The sequence below is a fragment of the Streptomyces griseorubiginosus genome, assembly GCF_036345115.1.
Lineage (GTDB): Bacteria > Actinomycetota > Actinomycetes > Streptomycetales > Streptomycetaceae > Streptomyces > Streptomyces griseorubiginosus_C.
Map to the genome: position 1 here is coordinate 8,020,940 of NZ_CP107766.1, position 24,270 is coordinate 8,045,209.

Consider the following 24,270-nt stretch of genomic DNA (forward strand, 5'->3'; position numbering starts at 1 on the left):
ACGGCAAGGGGCGGAGGCTCGTGGTCCCCCGCCCCAAGTCCCTGACCGGGCCCGGCTAGTTGATCGCGTTGATCAGCTCACCGCCCGAGGTGTCCCCGCTCAGCTCCCAGAAGAAGGTGCCGCCGAGGCCCTGCTGGTTCTTGTACGTCATCTTCGTCGCGATGGTCGCGGGAGTGTCGTAACTCCACCAGTTGTTGCCGCACTTGGCGTACGCCGTGCCGCCGACCGTCCCCGTCGCCGGGCACTTGGTCTTGAGCACCTTGTAGTCGTCGATGCCCTGCTCGTACGTGCCCGCCGCCGGGCCCGTCGCGGTGCCGCCCGGCGCCGACTGGGTCACGCCGGTCCAGCCGCGGCCGTAGAAGCCGATGCCGAGCAGCAGTTTCGAGGCCGGGATGCCGAGGCCCTTGAGCTTGGCGATCGTCGCCGAGGTGTGGAAGTCCGCCTTCGGGATGCCCGAGTAGCTGTTCAGCGCGGAGTGCGGGGCCGTCGGTCCCGCCGCGTCCCAGGCGCCGAAGTAGTCGTACGTCATGGGGTTGTACCAGTCGACGTACTGGGCCGCGCCCGCGTAGTTCGCCGCGTCGATCTTGCCGCCCGCCGTGGCGTCGGCGGTGATCGCTGCGGTGACCAGCGAACCGCTCCCGAACTTGGCGCGCAGCGCCGCCATCAGGTTCTTGAACGCCTCCCTGCCGCTGGTGTCACAGGTGTTGCCGCACGCGTTCGGGTACTCCCAGTCGATGTCGATGCCGTCGAAGACACCCACCCACTTGGAGTTCTTCACCAGGTCGTAGCAGGACTGGGCGAACGCGGCCGGGTTCCGCGACGCCTCCCCGAACCCGCTCGACCAGGTCCAACCGCCGAAGGACCACAGGACCTTGAGCCCGGGGTGCTTCTTCTTCAGCTTCAGCAGCTGGTTGAAGTTGCCCCGCAGCGGTTGGTCCCAGGTGTCGGCGACACCGTCCACCGACTCGGCCGCGGTGTACGCCTTGTCGGTGGCGGCGTAGGCGTCGCCCATCGCGCACTTGCCGCCGGTGACGTTGCCGAAGGCGTAGTTGATGTGGGTCAGCTTCGCCGCCGAGCCGGAGGTCTCGATGTTCTTGACGTAGTACTTGCGGTCGTAGGTGCCCCATTCGGTGAAGTAGCCGACGACCTTGGAGCCGGCCGCCTTCGCGACAGGGGCCTGGGGGGTGGTCGCGGTCGCGCTGGTCGCGCCGGCCAGCAGGCCCGCGCCGAGGAACGCGCAACACGCGGCGGAGATCAGCGCCCGGAAACGGGCGCGCTGGGGAAAGTGCATCGGTGTCTCCTCGTGGGGGAGAGGGGAACGCCAGCTGTTTGGCATGAACGCGGTAACGCGTTGCCGGAACAGTAGGAGGACTAGACCACCACGTCAATGGTTCGGACCAATTTCGGTCCGCTCCTCGGGCCGGTTGTCGGCGCCCTGGGCTATCTTGAAGTAAGCGGTCGTTAACCAGTGACCAGGGGTCCCCGATCGGGCATACTCACAGGGCGCAGCCGCTGGTCAGCAGCTTCCGTGACCCGGGAGTCGCGAGCAGCGAGCGGCGCCCAGTGAGACCGGCGGAGCCGCCCCACCCCACGGCGTGCGTCCGCCAGCGCCCCTACAGGGAGGAGAGCGTCGCCATGCCCGACCGCGCCCCGCAGCCGGTGGACCGGCAACTGCCCACGGACGAGGCCCGGGACCTGATCTCGCTCGTCCGCGACATCGCGCAGCACGAGATCGTCCCGCGGGCGGCCGAGCAGGAGGACGCCGGGCACTTCCCGCGCGAGGTCTTCACCCTGCTCTCCCGCACCGGACTGCTCGGCCTGCCCTACGACTCCGAACACGGCGGCGCCGACCAGCCGTACGAGGTCTACCTCCAGGTCCTGGAAGAGCTCGCCGCCGCCCGCCTCACCGTCGGCCTCGGCGTCAGCGTGCACACCCTCGCCTCCTACGCGCTCGCCACCTACGGCACCAAGGAACAGCAGGTCGAGCACCTGCCCGCGATGCTCGGCGGCGGGCTCCTCGGCGCCTACTGCCTCTCCGAGCCGTCCTCCGGTTCCGACGCGGCCTCGCTGCGCACCAGAGCGGTCCGGGACGGCGACGACTGGGTGATCACCGGCACCAAGGCCTGGATCACCCATGGCGGAGTGGCCGACTTCTACACCGTCATGGCGCGGACCGGCGAGGAGGGGCCGCGCGGGATCACCGCGTTCCTGGTCCCCGCCGACGCGCAGGGCGTCAGTGCCGCGGCCCCGGAGAAGAAGATGGGCATGAAGGGCTCGCCCACCGCCCAGGTCCACTTCGACGGGGTCCGCGTCCCGGACGCGCGGCGCGTCGGCGACGAGGGCCAGGGCTTCGCGATCGCCCTGTCCGCGCTGGACTCGGGGCGGCTGGGCATCGCGGCCTGCGCGATCGGACTGGCCCAGGCGGCCCTCGACGAGGCGGTCGACTACGCGACCGGGCGGCAGCAGTTCGGGCGGCCGATCGCCGACTTCCAGGGACTGCGCTTCATGCTCGCCGACATGGCGACCCAGATCGAGGCCGGCCGGGCGCTGTACCTCGCGGCGGCGCGGCTGCGGGACGCCGGGCGGCCCTTCGCCAAGCAGGCGGCCATGGCCAAGCTGCACTGCACCGACACCGCGATGAAGGTCACCACCGACGCCGTCCAGGTCCTCGGCGGCTACGGCTACACCGCGGACTTCCCGGCCGAGCGGTACATGCGCGAGGCCAAGGTCCTGCAGATCGTCGAGGGCACCAACCAGATCCAGCGGATGGTCATCGCCCGTCACCTGGCGGGTCCTGAGACCCGCTGAACTGCCCCGGCCTGACCTGCGGCGCCGCGAGCCGGACCCACTCCGGGTCGTGGCGCCCCGGCAGGGTGCGCCCGCCGCTGGCCCAGGTGCGCATCAGATCGCGGTAGATGGGCGGGTCCTGGGGCGGCGGCGGAGCAGGGCGGTAGGAAGGCGGAACCGATTCTGCGACCGGCGCGTAGGCAAGGGTCATACCGGGGCAACGCGGAAGCCTGCGACCGGGTCACCGCTCCCCGCAATCGAGCGTGAGTTCACCGGCGTCCGGCCGAACATCTGGCCACCGACGCCCGCCTGACGTACCGTCAGCCCCCACCCCGGCAGGGAGGTTGACCGTGGCCGACGACCGCCCGGTACCGCTCGACGAGTACCCCGTGCACCAGGTGCCCCTGTCCATGAAGTACGTGGCGACCGGGGACCGCAACGCCTACGACCGCTGCATCTTCCACGTGCTCGACCACGAGGGACGCGCCCTGCTGATCCTCGGGCTCGGGGTGTACCCCAACCTCGGGGTCATCGACGCCTACGCGACTCTGCGCCTGGGTGACACCCTGCACGCGGTGCGCGCCTCGGACGCCCTGCGCGACGACGCCCGCACCGACCTGAGCGTCGGCCCGCTGCGCATCCTCGTCGAACGCCCGCTGCGCGACTTCGTGTTGAGCTGCCAGGCCGCCCCGGACGACCCGGGCGGACTGTCGTACGAGATCAACTGGACCGCCGACTTCCCGGCCCTGTGGGAGCCGCACCACCTCCAGCGGCGGGGCGGCCGACTCACCCTGGAGGGCCGGCGTTTCGTGCAGGCCGGGCACTGTGACGGCTGGATCCGGGTGGGTGGGCGCCAGATCCCTGTCCAGGGCTGGACCGGGACCCGGGACCGCAGCTGGGGGGTGCGGCCGGTGCCGGGGGAGGAGGGCGGCCGGTTCGCCGAGGAGCACCCGACGGAGGGCTTCCACTGGATCTGGTGCCCGGTCCGCTTCGAGGACCGCTTCCTCATGGTGATCGTCCAGGAGGACGCGGACGGCCACCGCTCACTGAACGACGCGACCGTGGTCCGCCCCGGCCGACGCGACCGCCAACTCGGCTGGCCCCAGCCCGAGATCGGCTACCGCACCGGCACCCGGCACCCGGATCGCGCCCTCATCCACCTCGGCGACGTCCGCAAACCCATGGAGCTGGAGGTGGAGGTCCTCACCTCCTCCCCGCTCGCCGTCGGCGCCGGCTATCCACCGGCCGACGACTGGCAGCACGGCACCTGGCAGGGCCGCGACTGGACCGACCGGCGCATCTACGACCTCACCGAGCCGCACCCCCTGGCCTCCTACGGCGTCACCGACCACGCGGCCCGCTTCCGCCTGGACGGCCGCGTCGGCCACGGCATCTTCGAGCACGGCTCGATCGGACGGCACGACCCGAGCGGCTTCACCGGGTTCGACTCGGTCGCTCCGTGAGAGGACGCGCTCATGGCCACGGCACCCCGTCCGCGTACCACCACCCGCGACCCCGATGAACTGGCGGGCCGCCTCACCGCCTGGCTCGGCACCCGTCTGCCCGGAGCCACGGCGACGGACATCACCGTCCCCGCCTCGAACGGCATGTCCAGCGAGACCCTGCTCTTCACCGTCGAGCACCCCGCACCGCCCCTGCGTGAGTGCGCGTTGAGGCTGGCGGCAGACCCGTCGGCGTACACGGTCTTCCCGGTGTACGACATGGTCCGCCAGTACCGGACGATGCGGACGGTGGCGGAGTTCTCCGACCTCCCGGTGCCGAAGGTGCAGTGGCTGGAGGAGGACCCCGGCCCGCTCGGAGCGCCCTTTTTCGTCATGGAGCGCGTGGCAGGACGCGTACCGCCGGACGTCATGCCCTACACCTACGAGGGCAACTGGCTGCATGCCGCGAGCGACACCGAACGCGAGCACCTGGAGGCGGCCACGGTCGGACTGCTGGCCCGCCTGCACGACCAAGTCCCCTTGACAGAGGCCGAGTTCCTGGCACTGCCCGGCGAGGGCGACGCGCTGCGGCGCCATGTCACGGCCCAACGCGCCTACTACGACTGGGTGGTGGCCGGACTGCCCCGCTCACCCCTCATCGAGCAGGCCTTCGACCGGCTGGAGGACCTCTGGCCGCGCGACCCGTGCCCGCCCGTCCTCAACTGGGGAGACGCACGCATCGGCAACGTGATCTACGACGGTTTCGACCCCGTCGCCGTACTGGACTGGGAGATGGCCGCCCTGGCCCCGCGCGAAGTGGACCTCGGCTGGACGGTCTACCTGCACCGCTTCTTTCAGGACCTCACGGTCGCCTTCGGGCAGCGCGGACTGCCCGACTTCCTGCGCCGCGACCGCATCGAGGCCCGCTACGCCGACCTCACCGGCCACACCCCGCACGACATGGACTTCTTCACGCTGTACGCCGCGCTGCGGCACGCGATCGTCATGCTGCGCGTCGCCTACCGGCAGGTCCACTTCGGTGAGGTGGCCGTACCGGCGGACCCGGACACACTGATCCTGCACCACGGCAGCCTGCGGGCCATGGTGCAGGGCAGCTACTGGGAATGAGCGAGCCGGCTCGGGCGCCGGAGCGCCGGAAGACCTGACTCAGGCCGCGGCCTGACGGCGCATCACCGGCACGCGCATGGGGCGCGAACCCGGGCCACCGACGTGCGAGAACGGCTGGGTCCGCCAGTCGAGCCCCTGAGGGAGCGTCAACAGCAGCGCGGTGTCCTGCTCCTGGGGCTGCGCCGACTCGTCCGCCGAGCGGGCCTCGGCGGCCCTGCGACCCGTACCGGCGCAGACCGTCAGGCCGAAGGGGTTCCACGGCGAGGCACACAGCGCGTGCTCCGGCAGCACCTCCTCGTCCGCCAGCAGGGCGATGGGCTGCGCGCAGTCCGGGCAGATCACCCGGTACATCTCGAAGGTGTCGTACGCGTCGAACTCGTCGTCGAGAGCGTCGGGTTCGACGCCCTCCGGCTCGGGCTCGACGACTGCCAGGCGCTTGGGCGCGGTACGACCAGGACGCTTAAGACTCTGCATTGGGTTCTCCCCCTCGGGCTGGGCCGTGAAGGCACTGCGGCCTCGACCACAGCAAGCACTTCCCGCCCCGTCACGGCGGTAATCACGAGAACATCACGGAGGCTCCCGCAGGTGTGTGGCCTTCGTCACATGCCGCTCGCAGATGCCCGTGGCGGTCGCTTTGTCCCTCAGGCGGCGCACAGGTCGTGCCCGGTCACATCACGAACCGGGCATGACCTGGGCCGCTCCTGTATCCGAGGAGATCAGACGCACTGTAGGTTCTTGCGCCATGGAGGAGCTGGACCGACAAATCGTGCAGCTGCTCGTCAAGGACGGGCGGATGAGTTACACAGACCTGGGCAAGGCCACGGGTCTGTCCACGTCGGCCGTGCACCAGCGGGTGCGACGGCTGGAGCAGCGCGGTGTCATCCGCGGCTACGCCGCGGTGGTCGACCCCGAGGCGGTGGGACTGCCCATGACCGCCTTCATCTCGGTGAAACCCTTCGACCCCAGCGCCCCCGACGACATCGCGGAACGCCTGGCCGGCGTCCCCGAGATCGAGGCGTGCCACAGCGTGGCGGGCGACGAGAACTACATCCTCAAGGTGCGGGTGGCGACCCCGCACGAACTGGAGGAGCTGCTCGCGAGGCTCCGCTCCCTGGCGGGCGTCTCGACGCGTACGACGGTGGTGCTGTCGACCCCCTACGAGGCCAGGCCGCCGCGCATCTGATCACCCGCACTCCGGTGGTCGCGCGGCCCCTGGAACACTGTTCCTCATGAGTGAACCGAAGACCGTCCTCCTGCGCCGCGGCGAGGTCCACAGCCCCGCCGACCCCTTCGCCACGGCGATGGTCGTGGAGCGGGGCCAAGTCGCCTGGGTCGGCTCGGAAGGCGCCGCCGACGCCTTCGCGGACGGGGTCGACGAGACCGTCGACCTGGACGGCGCCCTGGTCACTCCCGCGTTCACCGACGCACATGTGCACACGACCGCCACCGGCCTGGCCCTCACCGGCCTCGACCTGTCCGACGCGCCCTCGCTCGACGCGGCGCTGACCCTCGTACGAGAGTTCGCGGCCGCCCGCCCGCACGACCCCGTCCTCCTCGGCCACGGCTGGGACGCTTCGCGCTGGCCCGGCAACCGACCGCCCACCCGCGCGGAACTCGACGAGGCCACCGGTGGTCGCCCGCTCTATCTGAGCCGCATCGACGTCCACTCCGCGGTCGTGACCACGGCACTGCTCGACATGACGGCCGTGGGGCACGTGGACGGACCTCTCACCGCCGACGCCCATCACGCCGTACGCGCGACGGCGCTCGCCGCCGTCTCCCCGGCCCAGCGGAAACAAGCGCAGCGCGCCGCCCTCGCCCACGCGGCCTCCCTCGGCATCGGGACCGTTCACGAATGCGCAGGCCCCGAGATCTCCTCGGAGGACGACTTCACCGGCCTCCTGCGACTCGCGGAAGCGGAACCCGGTCCACGGGTCGTCGGCTACTGGGCGGAGCGGGCCGACGAAGGCGTGGCCAAGGCACGCGAGCTCGGCGCGGTCGGCGCCGCCGGGGACCTCTTCGTCGACGGCGCCCTCGGCTCCCACACCGCCTGCCTGCACGAGCCCTACACCGACGCCGACCACACCGGCACCGCCTACCTGGACACCGCCGCCGTGGCCGCCCATGTCATCGCCTGCACCGAGGCGGGCCTCCAGGCCGGTTTCCACGCGATCGGCGACGCGGCCGTGACCGCCGTGGTCGAGGGTGTCCGCGCCGCCGCGGAGAAGCTCGGCCTCGCCCGCGTCCGTGCCGCCCGGCACCGCGTCGAGCACGCCGAGATGCTCACTCCCGAGGCGATCGCCGCCTTCGCCGAACTCGGTCTCACCGCCTCCGTCCAGCCCGCCTTCGACGCCCTGTGGGGCGGCGAGGACGGCATGTACGCCCGGCGCCTGGGCCGGGAGCGGGCGAGCCGCCTGAACCCCTTCGCGGCCCTCCTGCGGGCCGGCGTCCCGCTCGCCTTCGGCTCCGACAGCCCGGTGACCCCCCTCGACCCGTGGGGCACGGTCCGCGCGGCCGCCTTCCACCACACCCCCGAGCACCGGGTCTCCGTGCGCGCCGCCTTCACCGCGCACACCCGGGGCGGCTGGCGGGCGGTCGGGCGCGACGACGCCGGCGTCCTGGTGCCCGGCGCCCCCGCGGACTACGCGGTGTGGCGCACCGACGAACTGGTCGTGCAGGCCCCCGACGACCGGGTGGCCCGTTGGTCCACCGACCCGCGCTCCGGCACCCCCGGCCTGCCCGACCTGACGCCGGGCCGTGACCTGCCCGTCTGTCTGCGCACGGTGGTCGGCGGACGGACGGTCTTCGTACGGCCGGGCGAGTGATCTCCCGGGGTGGCGCGGCACCGGCCGACCTGTCGCGCGACCTGCGCATCCTCCCCGCTGACCAGGGCGTTGACGGCGGAGCCGCAGGTCAAACGGCTGTTGACAGCCGACGGCAGGGGGCCGGTAGGTTCGGCCGGGTCCACCACCGGACGCCCGACCGCGGAACCTCCGCCCAGTCGTCGCAGCGCCGCTGGGTCAGGGACGGTGTGCCGCACCGGGGCACCGCCACTGGGAGCCAGGCTCAGCGCTCGCGCCACGGCGAGGGAACGTTCCGTCCGGCCGGGGAGGTGTGACCCGGGTGGGGCCCGGGCGCTCAGTAGACAACGGCTTTCGGTCGACCCGCAGCCAGCGGGCCCCAGGTCGGCCCGAAGGGCGCCGGGCCCCCATCCGCAGCGAAGCGACCGCCTCCGCCGGGGAGCGTGATGTCGCCACAGCGGCCGAAAATCGCATTCTTACCCCGATCTTGTGGAAACGACACCAGCATACGAACGCCTTGTCACGTCATCGCAGGCCGTGCGCACTATGGTGGACGCCTGCGCAATGACTCGAAGGGGCAGCAGTGAACGACGGCGACGGAGCCCGTACGGCCCAGGGGAGACGGTTCGGCCCGCTCGGCACAGCCTTGGTGATCATTCCGACCTACAACGAGGCGGAGAACATCAAGGCCATCGTCAGCCGGGTGCGGGAAGCCGTCCCGGAGGCGCACGTCCTCGTGGCCGACGACAACAGCCCCGACGGCACCGGCAAGCTCGCCGACGAACTGGCCGTCGAGGACGACCAGGTCCACGTCCTGCACCGCAAGGGCAAGGAAGGCCTCGGGGCCGCCTACCTCGCGGGCTTCCGCTGGGGCCTGGAGCGCGACTACGGCGTCCTGGTCGAGATGGACGCCGACGGCTCCCACCAGCCCGAGGAACTGCCCCGCCTGCTGACCGCCCTCAAGAGCGCCGACCTGGTGCTCGGCTCGCGCTGGGTGCCCGGTGGACGGGTCGTGAACTGGCCCAAGTCCCGCGAGTTCATCTCCCGCGGCGGCAGCCTCTACTCCCGGGTCGCCCTCGAACTCCCCCTGCGGGACATCACCGGCGGCTACCGCGCCTTCCGCCGCGAGACCCTCGAAGGCCTCGGCCTGGAGGACGTGGCGTCCCAGGGCTACTGCTTCCAGGTCGACCTCGCCCGCCGCGCGGTCAAGGCCGGCTTCCACGTCGTGGAGGTGCCCATCACCTTCGTCGAGCGTGAACTCGGCGACTCCAAGATGAGCCGCGACATCCTGGTGGAGGCCCTGTGGCGGGTCACCACCTGGGGCGTGGGCGAGCGGGTCGGCAGGATCACCGCGCGCGGGAAGCGCCCGCGGCCGTAGTCCTGTGGTCCCGCTACGGCCGCACAGGTGCGGCTGATCGTCCCCTTATGCCGTGCTGAGCCGCGCCCAGGCACACTGGACGTATGACGACAGGCGCTTCGACCCCCACGTACCCCGCCCGGCCCCGCCGCTCCCGTGTCCGCACCTTCCTGCCGCTGGGCGTCGCCGCCTGGCTGGTGCTGGAGATCTGGCTGCTGACCCTGGTGGCGGGCGCGGCGAGCGGGTTCGCGGTGTTCCTGCTGCTGGTCGCCGGCTTCATGCTCGGCTCGGTGGTGATCAAGCGCGCCGGCCGCCGCGCCTTCCAGAACCTGAACGAGGCGCTCCAGCGGGGCGGCGCCCCGTCGAACTCGGGCAGCGGCGGCAACGGCCTGATGATGCTGGGCGGGCTGCTCCTGATGATCCCCGGTCTGATCTCCGACGCGGTCGGCCTGCTCCTGCTGATCCCGCCGGTCCAGAAGGCCGTCGGCCGCTATGCCGAGCGCACGTTCGACCGCAAGCTCCGCGCCGCCGTCCCGGGCACCCTGGGCGACGCCTTCCAGCAGGCCAGGATCCACCACCCCGACGGCAAGGTGGTCCAGGGCGAGGTCATCCGCGACACACAGGACCGGCCCGAGGACACCCCGCAGGACCCGAGGCCGCCCCTGACCCGCTGACGGACCGGGAGCCACGCGAGCCAGGAGCCGGGGGCAGCCGCTGCGGAGCCAGGAGCCGGGGTAAGCAGCTGCCTAGCCAGGAGCCGGGGCCGGGTGCAGCCGCTGCTCACCGGGCCCGGGCAGCCGCCTCACCCGGCTCCGGACAGCGCAAAACCGCGGGCGCCGTACGTGGAGTCACGTACGGCGCCCGCGGTGTTTCACGTGCACTTGTGCTGCGGCCCAGCCCCCGTGGGGACTACGCCGACTTGCGGCTGTCCCGGGGATGAACCGCGATGTTCATCGCCCCGGATCGCAGAACCGCCAGACGCTCCTCGAGGACCTCTTCGAGCTCCTCACGGGTGCGTCGCTCCATCAGCATGTCCCAATGGGTACGCGCGGGCTTGGCCTTCTTTTCCTCAGGGCCGTCGCCGTCAACCAGGAGTGCCTGGGCCCCGCAGACCTTGCACTCCCACTCCGGCGGGATCTCCGCCTCGACCGAGAAGGGCATCTCGAACCGGTGCCCCTTCTCGCATGCGTACTCCACGGCCTGGCGCGGGGCCAGGTCGATGCCGCGGTCCGTCTCGTAGCTGGTCACCACGAGGCGCGTGCCGCGAAGAGCTCGCTCACTCATGAATCGTGCCTCCCGGGCTTGTCGCCCACAGGACAGGTGTCGCTGTCGTCGTCATACCGGTCAACGTCCGGTCGGCGGTAAAGATTCCCGTTCCGGGTCCCGTCCCGGGCAATGCGTCGCCGTCGTAGCCGCCCCTTGTTGTACCCACCAGCGCCCGGTTTGTCACATCTGCTAGCAGATGTCACCCAGCGTTTCGGCATCTTTGACGCGCAGTAACGGTACGCCTGGCAGGCCAAACGCGTACACTACAGCGCTTTGGTGTTGAACGCTAAATCCTTTCGGGTACGGGATTGCCCGCGTCGCTGATCGCCTGCCGTACCGGAACCCTCGCGAGCAGGGCGAATCCGATGACGAAGAAGGCCACCAGGGAGATGATCGCGTCCCGATAACTTCCGGTTACCTGGTAGGTGATCCCGAACAGCAGCGGCCCCAGCCAGCTCATGCCCCGGTCGCTCATCTCGTACGCCGAGAAGTACTCGGCCTCCTTGCCGGGCGGGACGAGATGGGAGAACAGGGAGCGCGACAGGGCCTGGCTGCCGCCGAGCACCAGCCCGATCCCGGACGCCAGCACGAAGAACCACACGGGCGCGCCGGCGGGCAGGAAGTACCCGGCCGCCAGGATCACCGCCCAGGCGACCAGCGAGCCGAGGATCGTGCGCTTGGCCCCGTGGGTCCGCGCGAGCCGGCCCAGCGCCAGCGCTCCCGCCACCGCGAGCACCTGGACCAGGAGCACGGCCGCGATGAGGGTCGACTGGCCGAGGTCCAGTTCCTCGGAGCCGTAGATCGACGCCTGGGAGATGACGGTCTGGATGCCGTCGTTGTAGATCAGGTACGCCAGCAGGAATGCGAGGGTGAGCGGGTGGCGGCGCATGTCGCGGACGGTGGCGGCGAGCTGCCGGAAGCCGGGGGCCGTGGGCTCCCTCGTCCCGTGCGCGGCCGACCGCCGGTCGCGCAGCCGTCGTAGCGGAATCAGCGCGAAGGCTCCCCACCACAGCCCCGCCGAGGCCAGGCAGATGCGGACCGCGGCGCTCTCGGAGAGACCGAATGAGTCGTGGCCCATGTAGAGCACGAGGTTCGCGACCAGGACCAGGGCGCCCGCCGCGTAGCCGAAGGCCCAGCCCTTGGAGGAGACCGCGTCGCGCTCCTCGGGCGGGGCGATCTGCGGGAGGTAGGAGTTGTAGAGCATCGTCCCGACGGACTGCGCCGCGTTCGCGACGACCAGGAGGACGCCGCCGAGGAGATAGCGGTCACCGCCGAGGAAGAACATCCCGGTCGTGGCGGCGGCCCCGGTGTAGGCAGCGGCCGCGAGCAGCGGCTTCTTACGGCCGCTGCGGTCGGCGGCGGCGCCCACCAGGGGCATCACCAGCACGGCCACGATCACCGACAGGGACACCGAGTACGCGAAGAAGGAGCCGGCCCGCACCGGGATGCCCAGCGGGTGGACGTAACCGTCCGCGTCCGCCGCGTGCTTGGCGACCGAGGTCAGATAGGGGCCGAGGAACACGGTGAGCACGCTCGTCGAGTAGACGGAGCACGCCCAGTCGTAGAAGTACCAGCCGCGCTGCTCGCGCCGCCGTTCGGCGGCCTCGTCGGCCGAGCCCGCCCGCACGGTGTCGATGCCCACCCGTGCCTCCCCGTCATGGTGCCGTGCGCGGACCGGGAGCAGGGGACGCGGGTGTCAGACCCAGGTGCCCCGGTCCTCCATGACCTTGCGCAGTGTGTCGATGTGATCGGTCATGATGCCATCGACTCCCAGGTCCAGGAGTCGGTGCATACGGTCGGGCTCGTTGACGGTCCACACGTGCACCTGGAGCCCGCGCGCGTGGGCGGCGCGCACGAAGCGGTGGTCGACCACATGGATGCCGGACTGGGTCTCGGGCACCTGGGCGGCGACGGCCGAGCGGCGCAGGGCCGCGGGCACTCCCCAGGAGCGCAGCCGCAGATTGAGCACACCCCGGGTGCCGTACGACGTCGCGAGCCGCGGTCCCGCCAGCCGCTGGGCGCGCATCACCCGCGCCTCGGAGAAGGAGCCGACGCAGATCCGGTCCCAGGTGTCGGTGCGCTCGACGAGGTCCAGGAGCGGCAGGAGAGCCGGCTCGGCCTTGACGTCGATGTTCCAGCGCGCCTCGGGGAAGGTCTCCAGCAGCTCCTCGAAGAGCGGCACCGGCTCCTTGCCCGCCACGCGCGCGTGCCGTACGTCGGCCCAGGGGAGGTCCGCTATCCGTCCGGCGCCGTCGGTGACCCGGTCCAGGGTGGTGTCGTGGAAGGCGACCAGCCTGCCGTCCGCGGTGGCGTGCACGTCGGTCTCCAGATACCGGTAGCCCGCCTCGACCGCCCGCCGGAACTGGAAGGCGGTGTTCTCCAGACCGTCCGCCGCCCCGCCCCGGTGGGCGAAGGCGATGGGGCCGGGATGGTCGAGGTAGGGGTGGCGTATCCGGGAGGTCACGGACGCAGTATCGCTCCCCGCGGTTGCCCGCCGGCAACGACCGTGCTGCCGTCGGATGCCGGGGACACGGCGAACACCCGCAGGAAGAGCTGGGCGAGCGGGCCGATGGACAGCGCGTAGAGGACGGTGCCGACCCCGATGGTGCCGCCCAGGGTGAACCCGGTGACCACCACGGCCACTTCGACCGCCGTCCGCATCAGCCGGATCGAGCGCCCCGTCCGCCGGTGCAGCCCGGTCATCAGCCCGTCCCTCGGTCCCGGGCCGAACCGGGCCGCGATGTAGAGGCCGGTCGCCACACCGTTGAGCAGGACGCCGACCAGCAGGACGGGTATCCGTACGGCGAGACCGTGCACCTCGGGGACGGCGGCGAGGGTGGCGTCCATGGCGATGCCGACCACGAAGACGTTGGAGACGGTGCCGAGCCCCGGCCGCTGGCGCAGCGGGATCCACAGCAGCAGCACCACCGCGCCCACGATGATGGACACGACCCCGATGGACAGGCCGGTGAGTTCGGCGAGGCCCTGGTGCAGCACACCCCAGGGCTCCAGGCCCAGGCCCGCCTCGACGAGCAGCGCGGAGCTGGCTCCGTACAGAGCGAGTCCGACGTACAGCTGGATCAACCGTCGCCCGAGACGGTTCCGTGCGGACAAGGCGGGTCCCCCTGTGGTGGTAGTGGCCTGACGCATGACACCCTGTGGCTTGGGATGGCATGCCATCCATGGCCAATTCAGGGAAGGTGGACTGATTTCGGTGGCGCAGTGGACCTCCGCGGTGGGTGCCGCGCAACTCGCCCGGCTGCTCAACTCCCAGCAGGACCGCCCGGCAGGCGCCGGTACGCGTCGCCCGCCGGCCTACCGCGCTCTCGCCGACTGCATCCGCCTGCTGGTCCTGGAGGGCCGGGTCCCGGTGGCCGCCCGCCTGCCCGCGGAACGCGAACTGGCCCTCTCCCTGTCCGTCAGCCGTACGACCGTCGCGGCGGCCTACGAGGCACTGCGGGCCGAGGGATTCCTGGAGTCCCGGCGCGGCGCGGGGAGCTGGACTGCGGTCCCGGCCGGGAACCCGCTCCCCGCCCGCGGCCTGGAGCCGCTCCCGCCCGAGGCCCTCGGTTCGATGATCGACCTGGGCTGCGCGGCGCTGCCCGCCCCCGAGCCCTGGCTGACCCGTGCGGTGCAGGGCGCCCTGGAGGAGCTGCCGCCGTACGCCCACACCCATGGCGACTATCCGGCGGGGCTGCCCGCCCTGCGCGCGATGATCGCCGAGCGCTACACCGCGCGCGGGATCCCGACCATGCCCGAGCAGATCATGGTCACGACCGGCGCGATGGGCGCGATCGACGCGATCTGTCACCTGTTCGGGGGACGGGGCGAGCGCATCGCGGTCGAGTCCCCGTCCTACGCGAACATCCTCCAGCTGATGCGGGAGGCGGGCGCCCGGCTCGTGCCCGTCGCGATGGCGGAAGGGCTGACCGGCTGGGACATGGACCGCTGGCGTCAGGTCCTGCGGGACGCGGCACCCCGGATCGCCTATGTCGTCGCCGACTTCCACAACCCGACCGGCGCGCTGGCCGACGACGACCAGCGGCGGCGGCTGGTGGAGGCGGCGCGGTCCGCGGGGACCGTCCTGGTGGCCGACGAGACGATGACGGAGCTGTGGCTCGACGAGGACGTCACGATGCCGCGCCCGGTGTGCGCCTTCGACCCGGCCGGCTCCACCGTGGTCACCGTCGGCTCCGCCAGCAAGGCGTTCTGGGCGGGGATGCGCATCGGCTGGGTGCGGGCGGCTCCCGACGTCATCCGCAGCCTGGTCGCCGCGCGGGCCTACGCCGATCTCGGGACCCCGGTCCTCGAACAGCTGGCCGTGAACTGGCTGTTCAGCACCGGCGGCTGGGAGCACGCCGTGGAACTCCGGCGGGGCCAGGCCCGGGAGAACCGGGACGCGCTGGTGTCGGCGGTACGGAAGGAACTGCCGTCCTGGGAGTTCGAGGTCCCGCAGGGCGGCCTGACGCTGTGGGTGCGGGCCGGGGGGTTGTCCGGGTCGCGGCTGGCGGAAGTGGGGGAGCGAGTGGGGGTCCGGGTGCCGTCCGGGCCGCGCTTCGGAGTGGACGGCGCCTTCGAAGGCTATGTGCGACTGCCGTTCACGGTGGGAGGCGTGGTGGCCGAGGAGGCGGCGATGCGGTTGGCCGCGGCGGCGAGGGTGGTGGAGAACGGCGGGTCGGGCAGCGGGGAATCACCCCGGACCTTCGTGGCGTGAGGGGCGTGACGCGTCGTGGCCCGCGGCGACTGGAACCCACTCAGGGGCGCGGGGAACTGCGCGACCAGCCCCGAACGGCCCGCAGCCGCATGACGACCTCCGCCGCTACGGCGCCTCCGCGGCCACCGCATCCGAAGGCACCGTCTCCGAAGGCACCGTCTTTCCGTCGGCCGCATCAGACGGCACCGTCTCCCCGTCGGCCGGCGTGGTCCGCTCCGGCAGCAGCGCCAGCACCGCCTGCCGGTCCGCCTCGCTCGTCGCGTCGTCGTAAGGATCCGGGGTCGCCGGCACCTGGAGCCGATGCACCGGCCCCGTCCCCAGGCGGGCGTACCCCCGCCCGGGCGGCACCTGCGCCACGGGAGTCGTGTGCGGCGGCGCCCCGAGCACGGACTCCAACTGCTCCGCGGTCGCGGGCCCCAGCACGACACGCGCGCGCGTGTGCTGCCGTACCGGATCGCTCAAAGCCTCCGCGCTGTCGAACTGGTCGGCCACCACCACCGTGACATTCGCTGCACGACCGTGCCGCAGGGGGACCTGGAGCAGGGACTGCGGATCCTTGCGGCCGTCCGCGGCGGCGAGGTGGGTGAAGGCGGTGGGGCGGTCGAGGAGGATCCACAGGGGGCGCTTGGTGTCGTCGGGCGGCGGGTGGCCGGCCTGGCGGGCGCGGTTGACGGCGATCAGGCGGCGCTCGGTCTCGGTCGCCGCCCACTCCAGGCTCGCCAGCGCCCCCGCAAGACCGCACTCGACCGCGAGGACGCCGTCCCGCCCGGTCAGGCACGCGTACTCGCCGGTGCCGCCGCCCTCGACGATGACGACATCGCCGTACTGAAGGGCCTGGAGCGCGATCGAGCGCAGCAGGGTCGAGGTGCCGCTGCCCGGCTGGCCCATGACCAGCAGGTGCGGCTCGGTGGAGCGGATGCCGGTGCGCCAGACGACCGGCGGGACGTCGCGCTGCTCGTCGCCGTAGCCGAGCGGGAGGGTGCGCTGGACCTGGGTGGGGTCGGTGAAGCCGAGGACCGTCTCGCCCGGGGCGGTGACGAAACGCTGGGCGGCGATGTCGGTGGGCAGCGGGGCGAGGACGGTGACCGTGAGTTCGTTGCCCTCCTCGTCCCAGGTGAAGTGGTACTCGCGGCCGCGGCCCGACTTGGCGTGCAGCAACTGCTCGATGCGGGCCCGGGACTCGGCCTCGCCGTCGGTGAAGTAGGCGGGGTAGCGGATCAGCAGGTGTGTGATGCGGCCGGTGGCGTCGAAGTCGTACGCGGGGAAGGCCTTCTCCCACTCGCCGCCGTGTGTGTACAGCGGGTCCGGGTCCTCGGCGGCCGAGAAGTACGGGACGAGCGCTTCGTACAGCGACTGGAGGCGCTGTGTCTGCGACTCGTCCGGTCCTTCCGGCTCGGGGGACTTGCGGTCCCGGCCCTGCCAGGCCGCCGCCGCCATCAGGCTGATGACGGCGAGCAGTGGGCCGTACGGGACGAGCGCGACGACCAGGACCACCGAGGCCACCAGGAAAAGCAGCGGCCCGCGCTTGTCCTTGGGGGTCTCGGCCCATCTGCGCCGCCCGGCCGAGGCGAGGCGGCGCAGACCGCGGGTCATCGTGATCAGCGGGTGGAGGACGTCGGTGGCGCTGTCGGCCGCCGTCCGGGCCAGCTCCCGGCTCCGGGCGATCTGCGCGCTGCCTGTGCTCAGGATGCGGGGGAGGGGGCGGCGGGCCACGGCTGTCTCCTGGAGGTGCGTACGGACGGGACGGACGGCGTCAGAACTTGATGCCGCCGAGGAGGCTCGCCAGGCTCTCGCCGCCGGCCTTGATGCTCGGGGCGATCGCCGTGCTGGCCAGGTAGAAGCCGAACAGCGCCGAGATCAGGGCGTGGGAGGCCTTGAGCCCGTCCTTGCGGAAGAAGATGAAGACGACGATGCCGAGCAGTACGACACCGGAGATGGAGAGGATCATGTGAGTGCTCCTGGTTCGTGGGGACAGTCACCATGAGTACTTCCAGGATCACAGCATGTATCCATACGACAAAAGGTGCAAATGGGTGAAATTCTCTTGATTTCACTTGGTTGGCAGAGCCGCGGCGATCTTTACCTCCGGGCACTTCGGGTCATGTGCCGCGCGAGCCAGTACCCTTGCGATTCACCTGAACGGTTGTATGAGAGGCGGTCCGGCCGATGAGCGAAGCCCCCGACCCCGAGGTCGTGGAGCTGGCGACGAAGATCTTCGATCTGGCCCGGCAGGGGCAGACCGAGGCACTCGTGGCGTACGTCGACGCGGGTGTTCCGGCAGGCCTCACCAACGACCGCGGGGACTCGCTCGTGATGCTCGCCGCCTACCACGGCCACGCGGACGCGGTACGCGCGCTCGTCGCCCGCGGGGCGGCGGCCGGTGGCGTCAACGACCGGGGGCAGACACCGCTCGCCGGAGCGGTCTTCAAGGGCTCCGAGGGTGTCATCAAGGCTCTGCTCGAGGGCGGCGCCGACCCGTCCGAGGGCACTCCGTCGGCCGTCGACACGGCCCGGATGTTCGGCCGGACAGAACTGCTCGAATTGTTCGGCGCACACTGATCCGCATGTTCTGACCAGCGAAAACACAGACAACGGGGGAGGCGGTACAAGGCCGCCGAAATTTCGGTCGCGGCAGATGGAAGTGCCGAGTCATCATGACGTCGTGGTTCACGAACGGGATGGCTGGGCAGGTGATGCCGCACCGCGTGGACCGTGAAACGGTCCGCATGGGCCACCGACGAGAGGCAGAGGAAGATGGCTTACAGCAAGCAGGAAACGGCGGGCGCCCCGACGTGTTGTCACGCGGCCAGGTAATGCACGTCCCCGGTTGCGTCGACGCTTGATGTGAGGCTGTTTCCCATGTTCGATCCGGTCATAGCGCCCAGCGGTACGCTGCTCGGCCTGCTCCAGCGGGGCCGCGGCGACGGCACGCTGCACGCGCTCACCGCCCCGCGCGCCGAGGCGCTCGCGGCCCTGAACCACTGCGTGCTGCGCGATCCCCGCCACGACTGGCAGGTGGAGAACCGCTCCCTCTACTACGCCCGTCTCTACCTCGACCTCAACGGCGAGCTGGACGAGATCGAGGCGCACCTCTTCGAGGTGGACGACGTCTTCGACACCGAGGAGTCACGCACGGGCCTCGCCCTCGCCGTCCTCGGCCACCTCGCCTCCTACGGCAGGCGCGACGCGCTCGAACTGCTGCGCAGGTACGCCGCCTCGGGCTCCAACTGGGCCTGGGCCCTGGACGAACTGGCGCTGCGGGACGACGACGCGGGCCTGCGGGCCCTCGCCGCTCCCGTGCTCGCGCGGTTCGCGACCGATCCCGAGGGCGAGGCCGAGCTGGCCGCCGCCGTCCGGGACGCCTTCGAACCGCGGCCATGGCGGTTGTGGGCCGAGGATCCCCGCGAATCCGTCTCCACACGTGTGCGTGCCGCTCACGAGGCCGGCTGTTTCGACCGCTGGCAACGCCAGATGCGACCTACCGGGCCCCGTCCGGGGTGGAGCGTGCGGGCCGTCTTCGAGTGGGCCCAGCAGGGCATCGAGCGGGGGGCCGCGCTGCATGTGCCGGCCGCCCGCTGCCTGGCCGCCGTGGCGGGTCCCGAGGACCGGTCCGAGATCCTCGCGGCCGCCGAGGACGGCACCGACGGGGCGCGCTGCACCGCACTGCGCTACCTGGCCGACGGCAACGATCCCGCCGCCTTCGATCTGATCGAGCTGGCCGTCACGACCGGCTCCGCGTCCGTCGTGGAGGCCGCGCTCGACTCATTCGAACGTATGCGCAGTATCGCCGCCGTCGACCGGGCCCGCGGCTGGGCCCGACGGCCCGATCCGCTGGGCGCCGCCGCCGGACGCATGCTCGCCTGTCTGGGCGGAGCCCAGGACCGCGACCTCGTGCTCGCGGCCCTCAGGGAGGCCGTCCGGGGCGAAGGCCCCGACGCGCCCACCCTGTGGACCCTCGTCGACGGCGCCGGACGGCTCGGCATCGCCTGCGCCGCCCCCGTACTGCGCCACGTCTACCGGGAGACCGCCTCCTCCCACCTCCGGGGCCGCGCCGCCCACGCGCTCGCCGCCACCGACCCCTCCTTCGCCACCGGCTTCGCCGTCGAATGCCTCTGGGACTGCGAGGAGACCACCCGCGAGATCGCCGCCCGGCACGCCGAGACCGGCGACGCCCGGGTCGTGGAACGGCTCCGCAGGCTCGCCGCCGACCCGGCCGAGGAGGCCGAGGTCCAGACGGTCGTCCGCAGCCGCATCGGACCGGACACCGCCGCCATGTGACACCCGCCCGGAAGCGCACCGCCGGGCACCGTCACGCCCGGCGGGTGAACCCGGGGTGACCCGCGGGTCAGGTCGGCATGGACGCGGCCTGACCTGCTCGGGTGCGCAGCGGAACGCTCATGGGACGTTCACCGTTCGCAAAGATCCACGTTGACGCGGCCACGTCCAGTACGGCGACAACACCGGTATGCGTGTCGTCATAGTGACCGAATCCTTTCCCCCCGACGTGAACGGCGTGGCCCACTGCGCGCTCCAGACCGCCCGGCACCTCGTGGATCGCGGTCACCTCCCGCTCGTCGTAGCGCCGGCCACCGCGTCCGGCCCCGGGCCCGGCGTGGACGCCCTCGCGCCCTGCCCCGTCGTCCGTGTCCCCTCCCTCCCCCTCCCGGGCTACCCCCAGGTCCGCGTCGCCCTCCCCAGCAGGCGCGTGGCCGCGGCGATCGCCGAGCACCGTGCCGACGTCGTCCACCTGGCCAGCCCCTTCGTGCTCGGCGTCCGCGGCATGGCCGCCGCCGCCCGGCTCGGCATCCCCGCCGTCGCCGTCTACCAGACCGACCTCGCCGGATACGCCCGCACCTATGTGCACGCGGGCGAGGCCGCCGCCTGGCGCCGCATCCGCTCCGTCCACGCCGCCGCCGACCTCACCCTCGCCCCGTCCAGCGCGTCCCTGCACGACCTGGAGGCGCACGGCGTGCCCCGGGTCAAGCTGTGGCCGCGGGGCGTCGACACCGTCCGCTTCCGCCCCGAGCTGCGCGACGAGGCCCTGCGCCGGCAGCTCGCCCCGAACGGCGAGACGATCGTCGGCTATGTCGGCCGGCTCGCCCCCGAGAAGCACGTCGAGCTGCTGGCCGACGCCTGCCGCCTGGAGGGCGTCAAGGTCGTGGTGGTCGGCGACGGGCCGAGTGAGCCCTCGCTCACCGAGGCTCTGCCCGGCGCGGTCTTCCTGGGCCGTCGCACGGGTGACGAACTGGCCCGGATCTTCGCCTCTTTCGACGTCTTCGCGCACACCGGGCCCTTCGAGACCTTCTGCCAGACCGTGCAGGAGGCCATGGCCAGCGGCGTGCCCGTGGTCGCGCCCGCCGCCGGAGGTCCGCTGGACCTGGTCGCCCACGGGCGCACCGGGTTCCTCGTCCCGCCGCGCGACCCGGCCGCCGTACGGGACGCGGTCAGGTCCCTGGCCGCCGCCCCCGGCATGCGGGCCGCGTTCGGCTCCGCCGCGCGGGCCCTGGTCGAGGGCCGCACCTGGGCCGCCGTCGGCGACCAGCTCATCGCCCACTACGGCGCCGTCCTCGCCGGCCGGAAGACGGCGGTGGCGGCATGAGCGGACAGTCGCTGCGGATCGTCCGCCTCGCCAACTTCGTCGCCCCCGCCTCGGGCGGCCTGCGCACCGCCCTGCGTGAGCTCGGCAAGGGCTACCAGGCCGCCGGGCACGAGTCGGTGCTCGTCGTGCCGGGCGAGCGCGCGAGCGACCGGCAGACCGAGCAGGGGCGCGTCATCACCCTGCCCGGCCCGCTGCTCCCCGGCACCGGCGGCTACCGCGTCCTCGCCGACAAACGGCGCGTGGCCCGGCTCCTGGAGGAACTCGCCCCCGACCGCCTGGAGGTCTCCGACCGGACGACCCTGAGGTGGACCGGCAAATGGGCCCGCCGCGCCCGCGTCCCCGCCGTGATGGTCTCCCACGAGACCGCCGACGGCGTCCTGCGCACCTGGGGACTGTCGGAGCACGCGGCCCGGCGTGCCGCCGACGCCCTCAACGTCCGTACGGCGCACACGTACGCGCGCGTGGTGTGCACCACGGAGTTCGCCGAGCGGGAGTTCGTGCGGATCGGGGCGCGCAATGTCGTACGGGCCCCCCTCGGCGTCGATCTGGTCGAGCGGCGCCCCGCGCTGCGCGACCCCGACCTCAGGAGCCGGTACGCGCGCGACGACGAGACGCTGCTCGTGACGTGCACCCGGCTCTCCGTGGAGAAGCGGCCGAGCACGGCCCTGGACGCCGTGGAGTCGCTGGTGCGCCGGAACCGGCGGGCGGTGCTCGTGGTGGCCGGGGACGGGCCGCTGCGGCCGCGCCTGGAGCAGCGGGCCCGGGAGCGCGGGCTGCCGGTGACCTTCCTCGGGCACGTCTCGGACCGCGGGCTGCTCGGCGCGCTCCAGGCCACCGCCGACGTGTGCCTGGCTCCCGGGCCCGCCGAGACCTTCGGGCTCGCCGCGCTGGAGGCCATGGCCTGCGGCACGCCGGTCGTGGTGAGCGCCTCCTCCGCGCTGCCGGAGGTGATCGGCTCCGCCGGAGCCGTCGCCGCCGACCGCGGGGATGCGTTCGCGGACGCCGTGGAGCTGCTGCTGGCGCGGTCGGAGGCCGAGCGCCGCGGGCTCGCACGCGCGCGTGCGGAGTGCTTCGGCTGGGACACGGCGGTCCGGGCGTTTCTCGCGGCGCATGACGCGGAGGCGTTCGTACGGCGTTCTGTGCGCGGGGGTGTGGCGTGAGCGGGGGCGTGTCATGAGAGGCGGGGCCTTGTCATGAGAAACCTGCGCTTCGTCGCTCTCGGGGACTCGCTCACCGAGGGCGTGGGGGATCCCGTGGGCGCCGGGTGGCGCGGCTGGGCCGCGCTGCTCGCCGGCGGGCTGTCCGACGGGGACGTCGAGTTCACCAACCTGGCGGTGAGCGGGGCACAGACGCGGGACGTGCTGGAGCGGCAGCTCCCGGCGGGGCTCGCCCTGCGACCGGACGTCGTGTCCGTGGTCGTCGGTGTCAACGACACCCTGCGGTGCACCTTCGACCTCCAGGCGGTGGCCGCTCGGCTGGACCGGGTGTACGCGGCCTTCACCGAGCAGGGCGCACTGCTGCTCACGGCGTGTCTGCCCGATCCCGGAACGATGCTCGGGCTGCCGGGTGCGCTGTCACGGCCGTTGGCCCGGCGGCAGCGGTCGGTCAACACCGTGGTGCACGCGCTGTCCCACCGGTACGGGGCGGTGCATCTGCACGCGGCCGAGGGGGAGTGGACCACCGATCGGGCCATGTGGAGCGCGGACCGGTTGCATCCCGGTGAGCGGGGTCATCGGCAGCTCGCTTCGAGGTTCCACGCGTTGCTGGCGGAGCGCGGGCGGGCGACCGGCACCGCTCCCTCGCCCGAGCCGGAGTTCCCGGTCCCCACCAGGTCGGCGAGTCTGTGGTGGCTGGCGACGGCCGGCACCGGGTGGGTGGTCAGGCGGTGCACCGATCTGCTGCCCCAGCTGCTGGCGCTGGCCGCCGACGAGACACGGCACCGCGTGCGGGGAACGAGCGCCAGGCTCGACCTTCGGACGGCCCACGCGGTCTCGACGGCGTTGGCGGCCCTGTCGGTGGTGGAGCAAGGACCGGAAGCCGCCTAGGGGTTCGGCCTGCTGGGAGTTCACGCCCAGGTGCCGGCCCCGACCAGCGATTCACCGCCGCCGTACGGCCAGGAAGCGCACCGGTGTTCCCGGTACCGCCTGGGCCGCGGCGGGCAGGTCCGGCTCGCGGACCACTCCGATCACCGGGTAACCGCCGGTGGTCGGGTGGTCGGCGAGGAAGACCACCGGTCTGCCGTCGGGCGGTACCTGGACCGCTCCCAGGACCATTCCCTCGCTGGGCAGTTCGCCCTCGAGCCTCCGCGCCAGGGCGGGCCCGTCCGTGCGCAGGCCGATGCGGTTGCTCGCCGAGGACACCCGGAAGGCGCGGGTCGTGAAGGCCCGCACCGCTTCCGGGGTGAACCAGTCGTCCCGGGGGCCCAGCGTGACGCGCAGGACCAGTTCGGTGGGGGGCGCGGGCTGGGGGGCTGTGTCCACACGCGTGTGGAGCGCCGTCGGTGTGCCGAGGGGCAGTATCGCGCCGTCCGTGAGGGGAGGCGGACCCAGGCCCGACAGGAGGTCGGTGGAGCGGCTGCCGAGGACCGGCTCCACGATGATGCCGCCGGAGACGGCCACATAGCTGCGTACCCCTGACAGGGCCGTGCCGACGGTCAGGAGCGCTCCGGCCGGTACGCGCACCGGCGCGCCCCAGGATGCCGGGCGGCCCTCCACCGTGACCGGACAGGGTGCGCCCGTGACGGCCACGGTGACCGTCGAACGGGGGCGCAGCGCGCAGCCGTTGAGCGTGGTCTCCAGGACGGCCGCCTCGGGGCGGTTGCCGACCAGGCGGTTGGCGAGCGCGGCCGCGGGTCCGTCGAGGGCACCCGAGCGGGGCACGCCGAGATGGGCGTGACCGGGCCGGCCCCGGTCCTGGACGGTCGTCAGGGCACCGGCCCGGACGACGAAGAGAGCGCGGTCGGTCATGGGGCCTCCACGACGGAGAGCGAGCGGCCTGCCATCGGCGCCGCCACTACGGCGGAGAGGGGGCGGCCCGTGGTCCGTGCCTCCGCGGTGCGGCCGGGCCTCGGTGCCTCCGCGGTGCGATCGGTCGTCCTTGCCTCTGCGGTGCGATCGGTCGTCCTTGCCTCCGCGGTAAGGAGGGGCCGGCCCGTCATCGGCGCCTGGAGGGTTCCA

General features: G+C 72.4%; 22 protein-coding genes. 13 read left to right on the forward strand and 9 right to left on the reverse strand.

Going from position 1 to position 24,270, the window contains the following annotated elements:
• Positions 1 to 55: 55 nt before the first annotated feature.
• Complete coding sequence (locus tag OHN19_RS36255; protein WP_330268235.1) at positions 56 to 1,291, reverse strand: glycoside hydrolase family 18 protein; 1,236 nt, start codon at positions 1,289 to 1,291, stop codon at positions 56 to 58.
• Between the two features lie 344 nt (positions 1,292 to 1,635).
• Between OHN19_RS36255 and OHN19_RS36260 the strand changes: the two genes are divergently transcribed.
• The 3 genes from OHN19_RS36260 (at position 1,636) to OHN19_RS36275 (ending at position 5,357) form a co-directional block, all read left to right on the forward strand.
• A complete protein-coding gene (locus OHN19_RS36260) occupies positions 1,636 to 2,808 on the forward strand; it encodes an acyl-CoA dehydrogenase (RefSeq protein WP_330268236.1) in 1,173 nt (390 codons plus the stop codon).
• Between the two features lie 329 nt (positions 2,809 to 3,137).
• Positions 3,138 to 4,250: a hypothetical protein gene (locus tag OHN19_RS36270; protein ID WP_330268238.1), complete on the forward strand. Its 1,113-nt coding sequence runs from the start codon at positions 3,138 to 3,140 to the stop codon at positions 4,248 to 4,250.
• 12 nt (positions 4,251 to 4,262) lie between these two features.
• Positions 4,263 to 5,357 (forward strand): phosphotransferase family protein, encoded by a 1,095-nt coding sequence (locus OHN19_RS36275; protein ID WP_330268239.1) that lies wholly within the window; start codon positions 4,263 to 4,265, stop codon positions 5,355 to 5,357.
• A gap of 39 nt (positions 5,358 to 5,396) precedes the next feature.
• Here OHN19_RS36275 and OHN19_RS36280 read toward each other — a convergent pair whose 3' ends face one another.
• Positions 5,397 to 5,831, reverse strand: a complete 435-nt coding sequence (locus OHN19_RS36280) for a hypothetical protein (RefSeq protein WP_330268240.1) — start codon at positions 5,829 to 5,831, stop codon at positions 5,397 to 5,399.
• Positions 5,832 to 6,099: 268 nt separating this feature from the next.
• Between OHN19_RS36280 and OHN19_RS36285 the strand changes: the two genes are divergently transcribed.
• The 4 genes from OHN19_RS36285 to fxsA all read left to right on the forward strand — a co-directional run bounded on the left by OHN19_RS36285 (position 6,100) and on the right by fxsA (position 10,189).
• Entirely contained in the window at positions 6,100 to 6,540 is a 441-nt protein-coding gene (locus OHN19_RS36285) for an Lrp/AsnC family transcriptional regulator (protein WP_030677853.1), read from the forward strand.
• 46 nt (positions 6,541 to 6,586) lie between these two features.
• Positions 6,587 to 8,182, forward strand: a complete 1,596-nt coding sequence (locus OHN19_RS36290) for an amidohydrolase (protein ID WP_330268241.1) — start codon at positions 6,587 to 6,589, stop codon at positions 8,180 to 8,182.
• 559 nt (positions 8,183 to 8,741) lie between these two features.
• A complete protein-coding gene (locus tag OHN19_RS36295) occupies positions 8,742 to 9,536 on the forward strand; it encodes a polyprenol monophosphomannose synthase (RefSeq protein WP_330268242.1) in 795 nt (264 codons plus the stop codon).
• Between the two features lie 83 nt (positions 9,537 to 9,619).
• Positions 9,620 to 10,189 (forward strand): FxsA family membrane protein, encoded by a 570-nt coding sequence (fxsA, locus tag OHN19_RS36300; RefSeq protein WP_330268243.1) that lies wholly within the window; start codon positions 9,620 to 9,622, stop codon positions 10,187 to 10,189.
• Positions 10,190 to 10,424: 235 nt separating this feature from the next.
• Here fxsA and OHN19_RS36305 read toward each other — a convergent pair whose 3' ends face one another.
• The 4 genes from OHN19_RS36305 to OHN19_RS36320 form a co-directional block, all read right to left on the reverse strand.
• Positions 10,425 to 10,799, reverse strand: a complete 375-nt coding sequence (locus tag OHN19_RS36305) for an RNA polymerase-binding protein RbpA (RefSeq protein WP_003977404.1) — start codon at positions 10,797 to 10,799, stop codon at positions 10,425 to 10,427.
• Positions 10,800 to 11,067: 268 nt separating this feature from the next.
• Positions 11,068 to 12,423: an MFS transporter gene (locus OHN19_RS36310; RefSeq protein WP_330268244.1), complete on the reverse strand. Its 1,356-nt coding sequence runs from the start codon at positions 12,421 to 12,423 to the stop codon at positions 11,068 to 11,070.
• A gap of 54 nt (positions 12,424 to 12,477) precedes the next feature.
• Positions 12,478 to 13,245 (reverse strand): glycerophosphodiester phosphodiesterase, encoded by a 768-nt coding sequence (locus OHN19_RS36315; protein ID WP_330268245.1) that lies wholly within the window; start codon positions 13,243 to 13,245, stop codon positions 12,478 to 12,480.
• Positions 13,242 to 13,931 carry a YczE/YyaS/YitT family protein gene (locus tag OHN19_RS36320; protein ID WP_391195846.1) on the reverse strand — a complete coding sequence of 230 codons (690 nt, stop codon included), beginning with the start codon at positions 13,929 to 13,931 and terminating at the stop codon, positions 13,242 to 13,244. Before OHN19_RS36320 ends, OHN19_RS36315 begins: the two co-directional genes overlap by 4 nt.
• A 64-nt stretch (positions 13,932 to 13,995) precedes the next feature.
• Here OHN19_RS36320 and OHN19_RS36325 point away from each other — a divergent pair, with 64 nt between their 5' ends.
• On the forward strand, positions 13,996 to 15,495 hold the full coding sequence (locus tag OHN19_RS36325; RefSeq protein WP_330268247.1) for a PLP-dependent aminotransferase family protein: 1,500 nt from the start codon (positions 13,996 to 13,998) through the stop codon (positions 15,493 to 15,495).
• Between the two features lie 105 nt (positions 15,496 to 15,600).
• Here OHN19_RS36325 and OHN19_RS36330 read toward each other — a convergent pair whose 3' ends face one another.
• Both OHN19_RS36330 and OHN19_RS36335 read right to left on the reverse strand, forming a co-directional pair.
• Positions 15,601 to 17,208, reverse strand: coding sequence for an ABC transporter ATP-binding protein (locus OHN19_RS36330; protein ID WP_330268248.1), 1,608 nt, complete (start codon positions 17,206 to 17,208; stop codon positions 15,601 to 15,603).
• 40 nt (positions 17,209 to 17,248) lie between these two features.
• Positions 17,249 to 17,443 (reverse strand): hypothetical protein, encoded by a 195-nt coding sequence (locus OHN19_RS36335; RefSeq protein ID WP_007380617.1) that lies wholly within the window; start codon positions 17,441 to 17,443, stop codon positions 17,249 to 17,251.
• Between the two features lie 218 nt (positions 17,444 to 17,661).
• On the opposite strand from OHN19_RS36335, the gene OHN19_RS36340 reads away from it, so the two are divergent.
• The 5 genes from OHN19_RS36340 to OHN19_RS36360 all read left to right on the forward strand — a co-directional run bounded on the left by OHN19_RS36340 (position 17,662) and on the right by OHN19_RS36360 (position 23,139).
• On the forward strand, positions 17,662 to 18,054 hold the full coding sequence (locus tag OHN19_RS36340) for an ankyrin repeat domain-containing protein (RefSeq protein WP_062241394.1): 393 nt from the start codon (positions 17,662 to 17,664) through the stop codon (positions 18,052 to 18,054).
• 300 nt (positions 18,055 to 18,354) lie between these two features.
• Positions 18,355 to 19,773, forward strand: a complete 1,419-nt coding sequence (locus OHN19_RS36345) for a HEAT repeat domain-containing protein (protein WP_330268249.1) — start codon at positions 18,355 to 18,357, stop codon at positions 19,771 to 19,773.
• A gap of 187 nt (positions 19,774 to 19,960) precedes the next feature.
• Positions 19,961 to 21,094: a glycosyltransferase family 1 protein gene (locus OHN19_RS36350; RefSeq protein ID WP_330268250.1), complete on the forward strand. Its 1,134-nt coding sequence runs from the start codon at positions 19,961 to 19,963 to the stop codon at positions 21,092 to 21,094.
• Complete coding sequence (locus OHN19_RS36355) at positions 21,091 to 22,254, forward strand: glycosyltransferase (RefSeq protein ID WP_330268251.1); 1,164 nt, start codon at positions 21,091 to 21,093, stop codon at positions 22,252 to 22,254. The genes OHN19_RS36350 and OHN19_RS36355 overlap by 4 nt, the downstream gene beginning before the upstream one ends.
• A gap of 33 nt (positions 22,255 to 22,287) precedes the next feature.
• Positions 22,288 to 23,139, forward strand: a complete 852-nt coding sequence (locus tag OHN19_RS36360) for an SGNH/GDSL hydrolase family protein (protein ID WP_330268252.1) — start codon at positions 22,288 to 22,290, stop codon at positions 23,137 to 23,139.
• 51 nt (positions 23,140 to 23,190) lie between these two features.
• Here the strand turns inward: OHN19_RS36360 and OHN19_RS36365 are convergent, their stop codons facing one another.
• Positions 23,191 to 24,060 (reverse strand): biotin-dependent carboxyltransferase family protein, encoded by an 870-nt coding sequence (locus OHN19_RS36365; RefSeq protein ID WP_330268253.1) that lies wholly within the window; start codon positions 24,058 to 24,060, stop codon positions 23,191 to 23,193.
• Between the last annotated feature and the right edge of the window lie 210 nt (positions 24,061 to 24,270).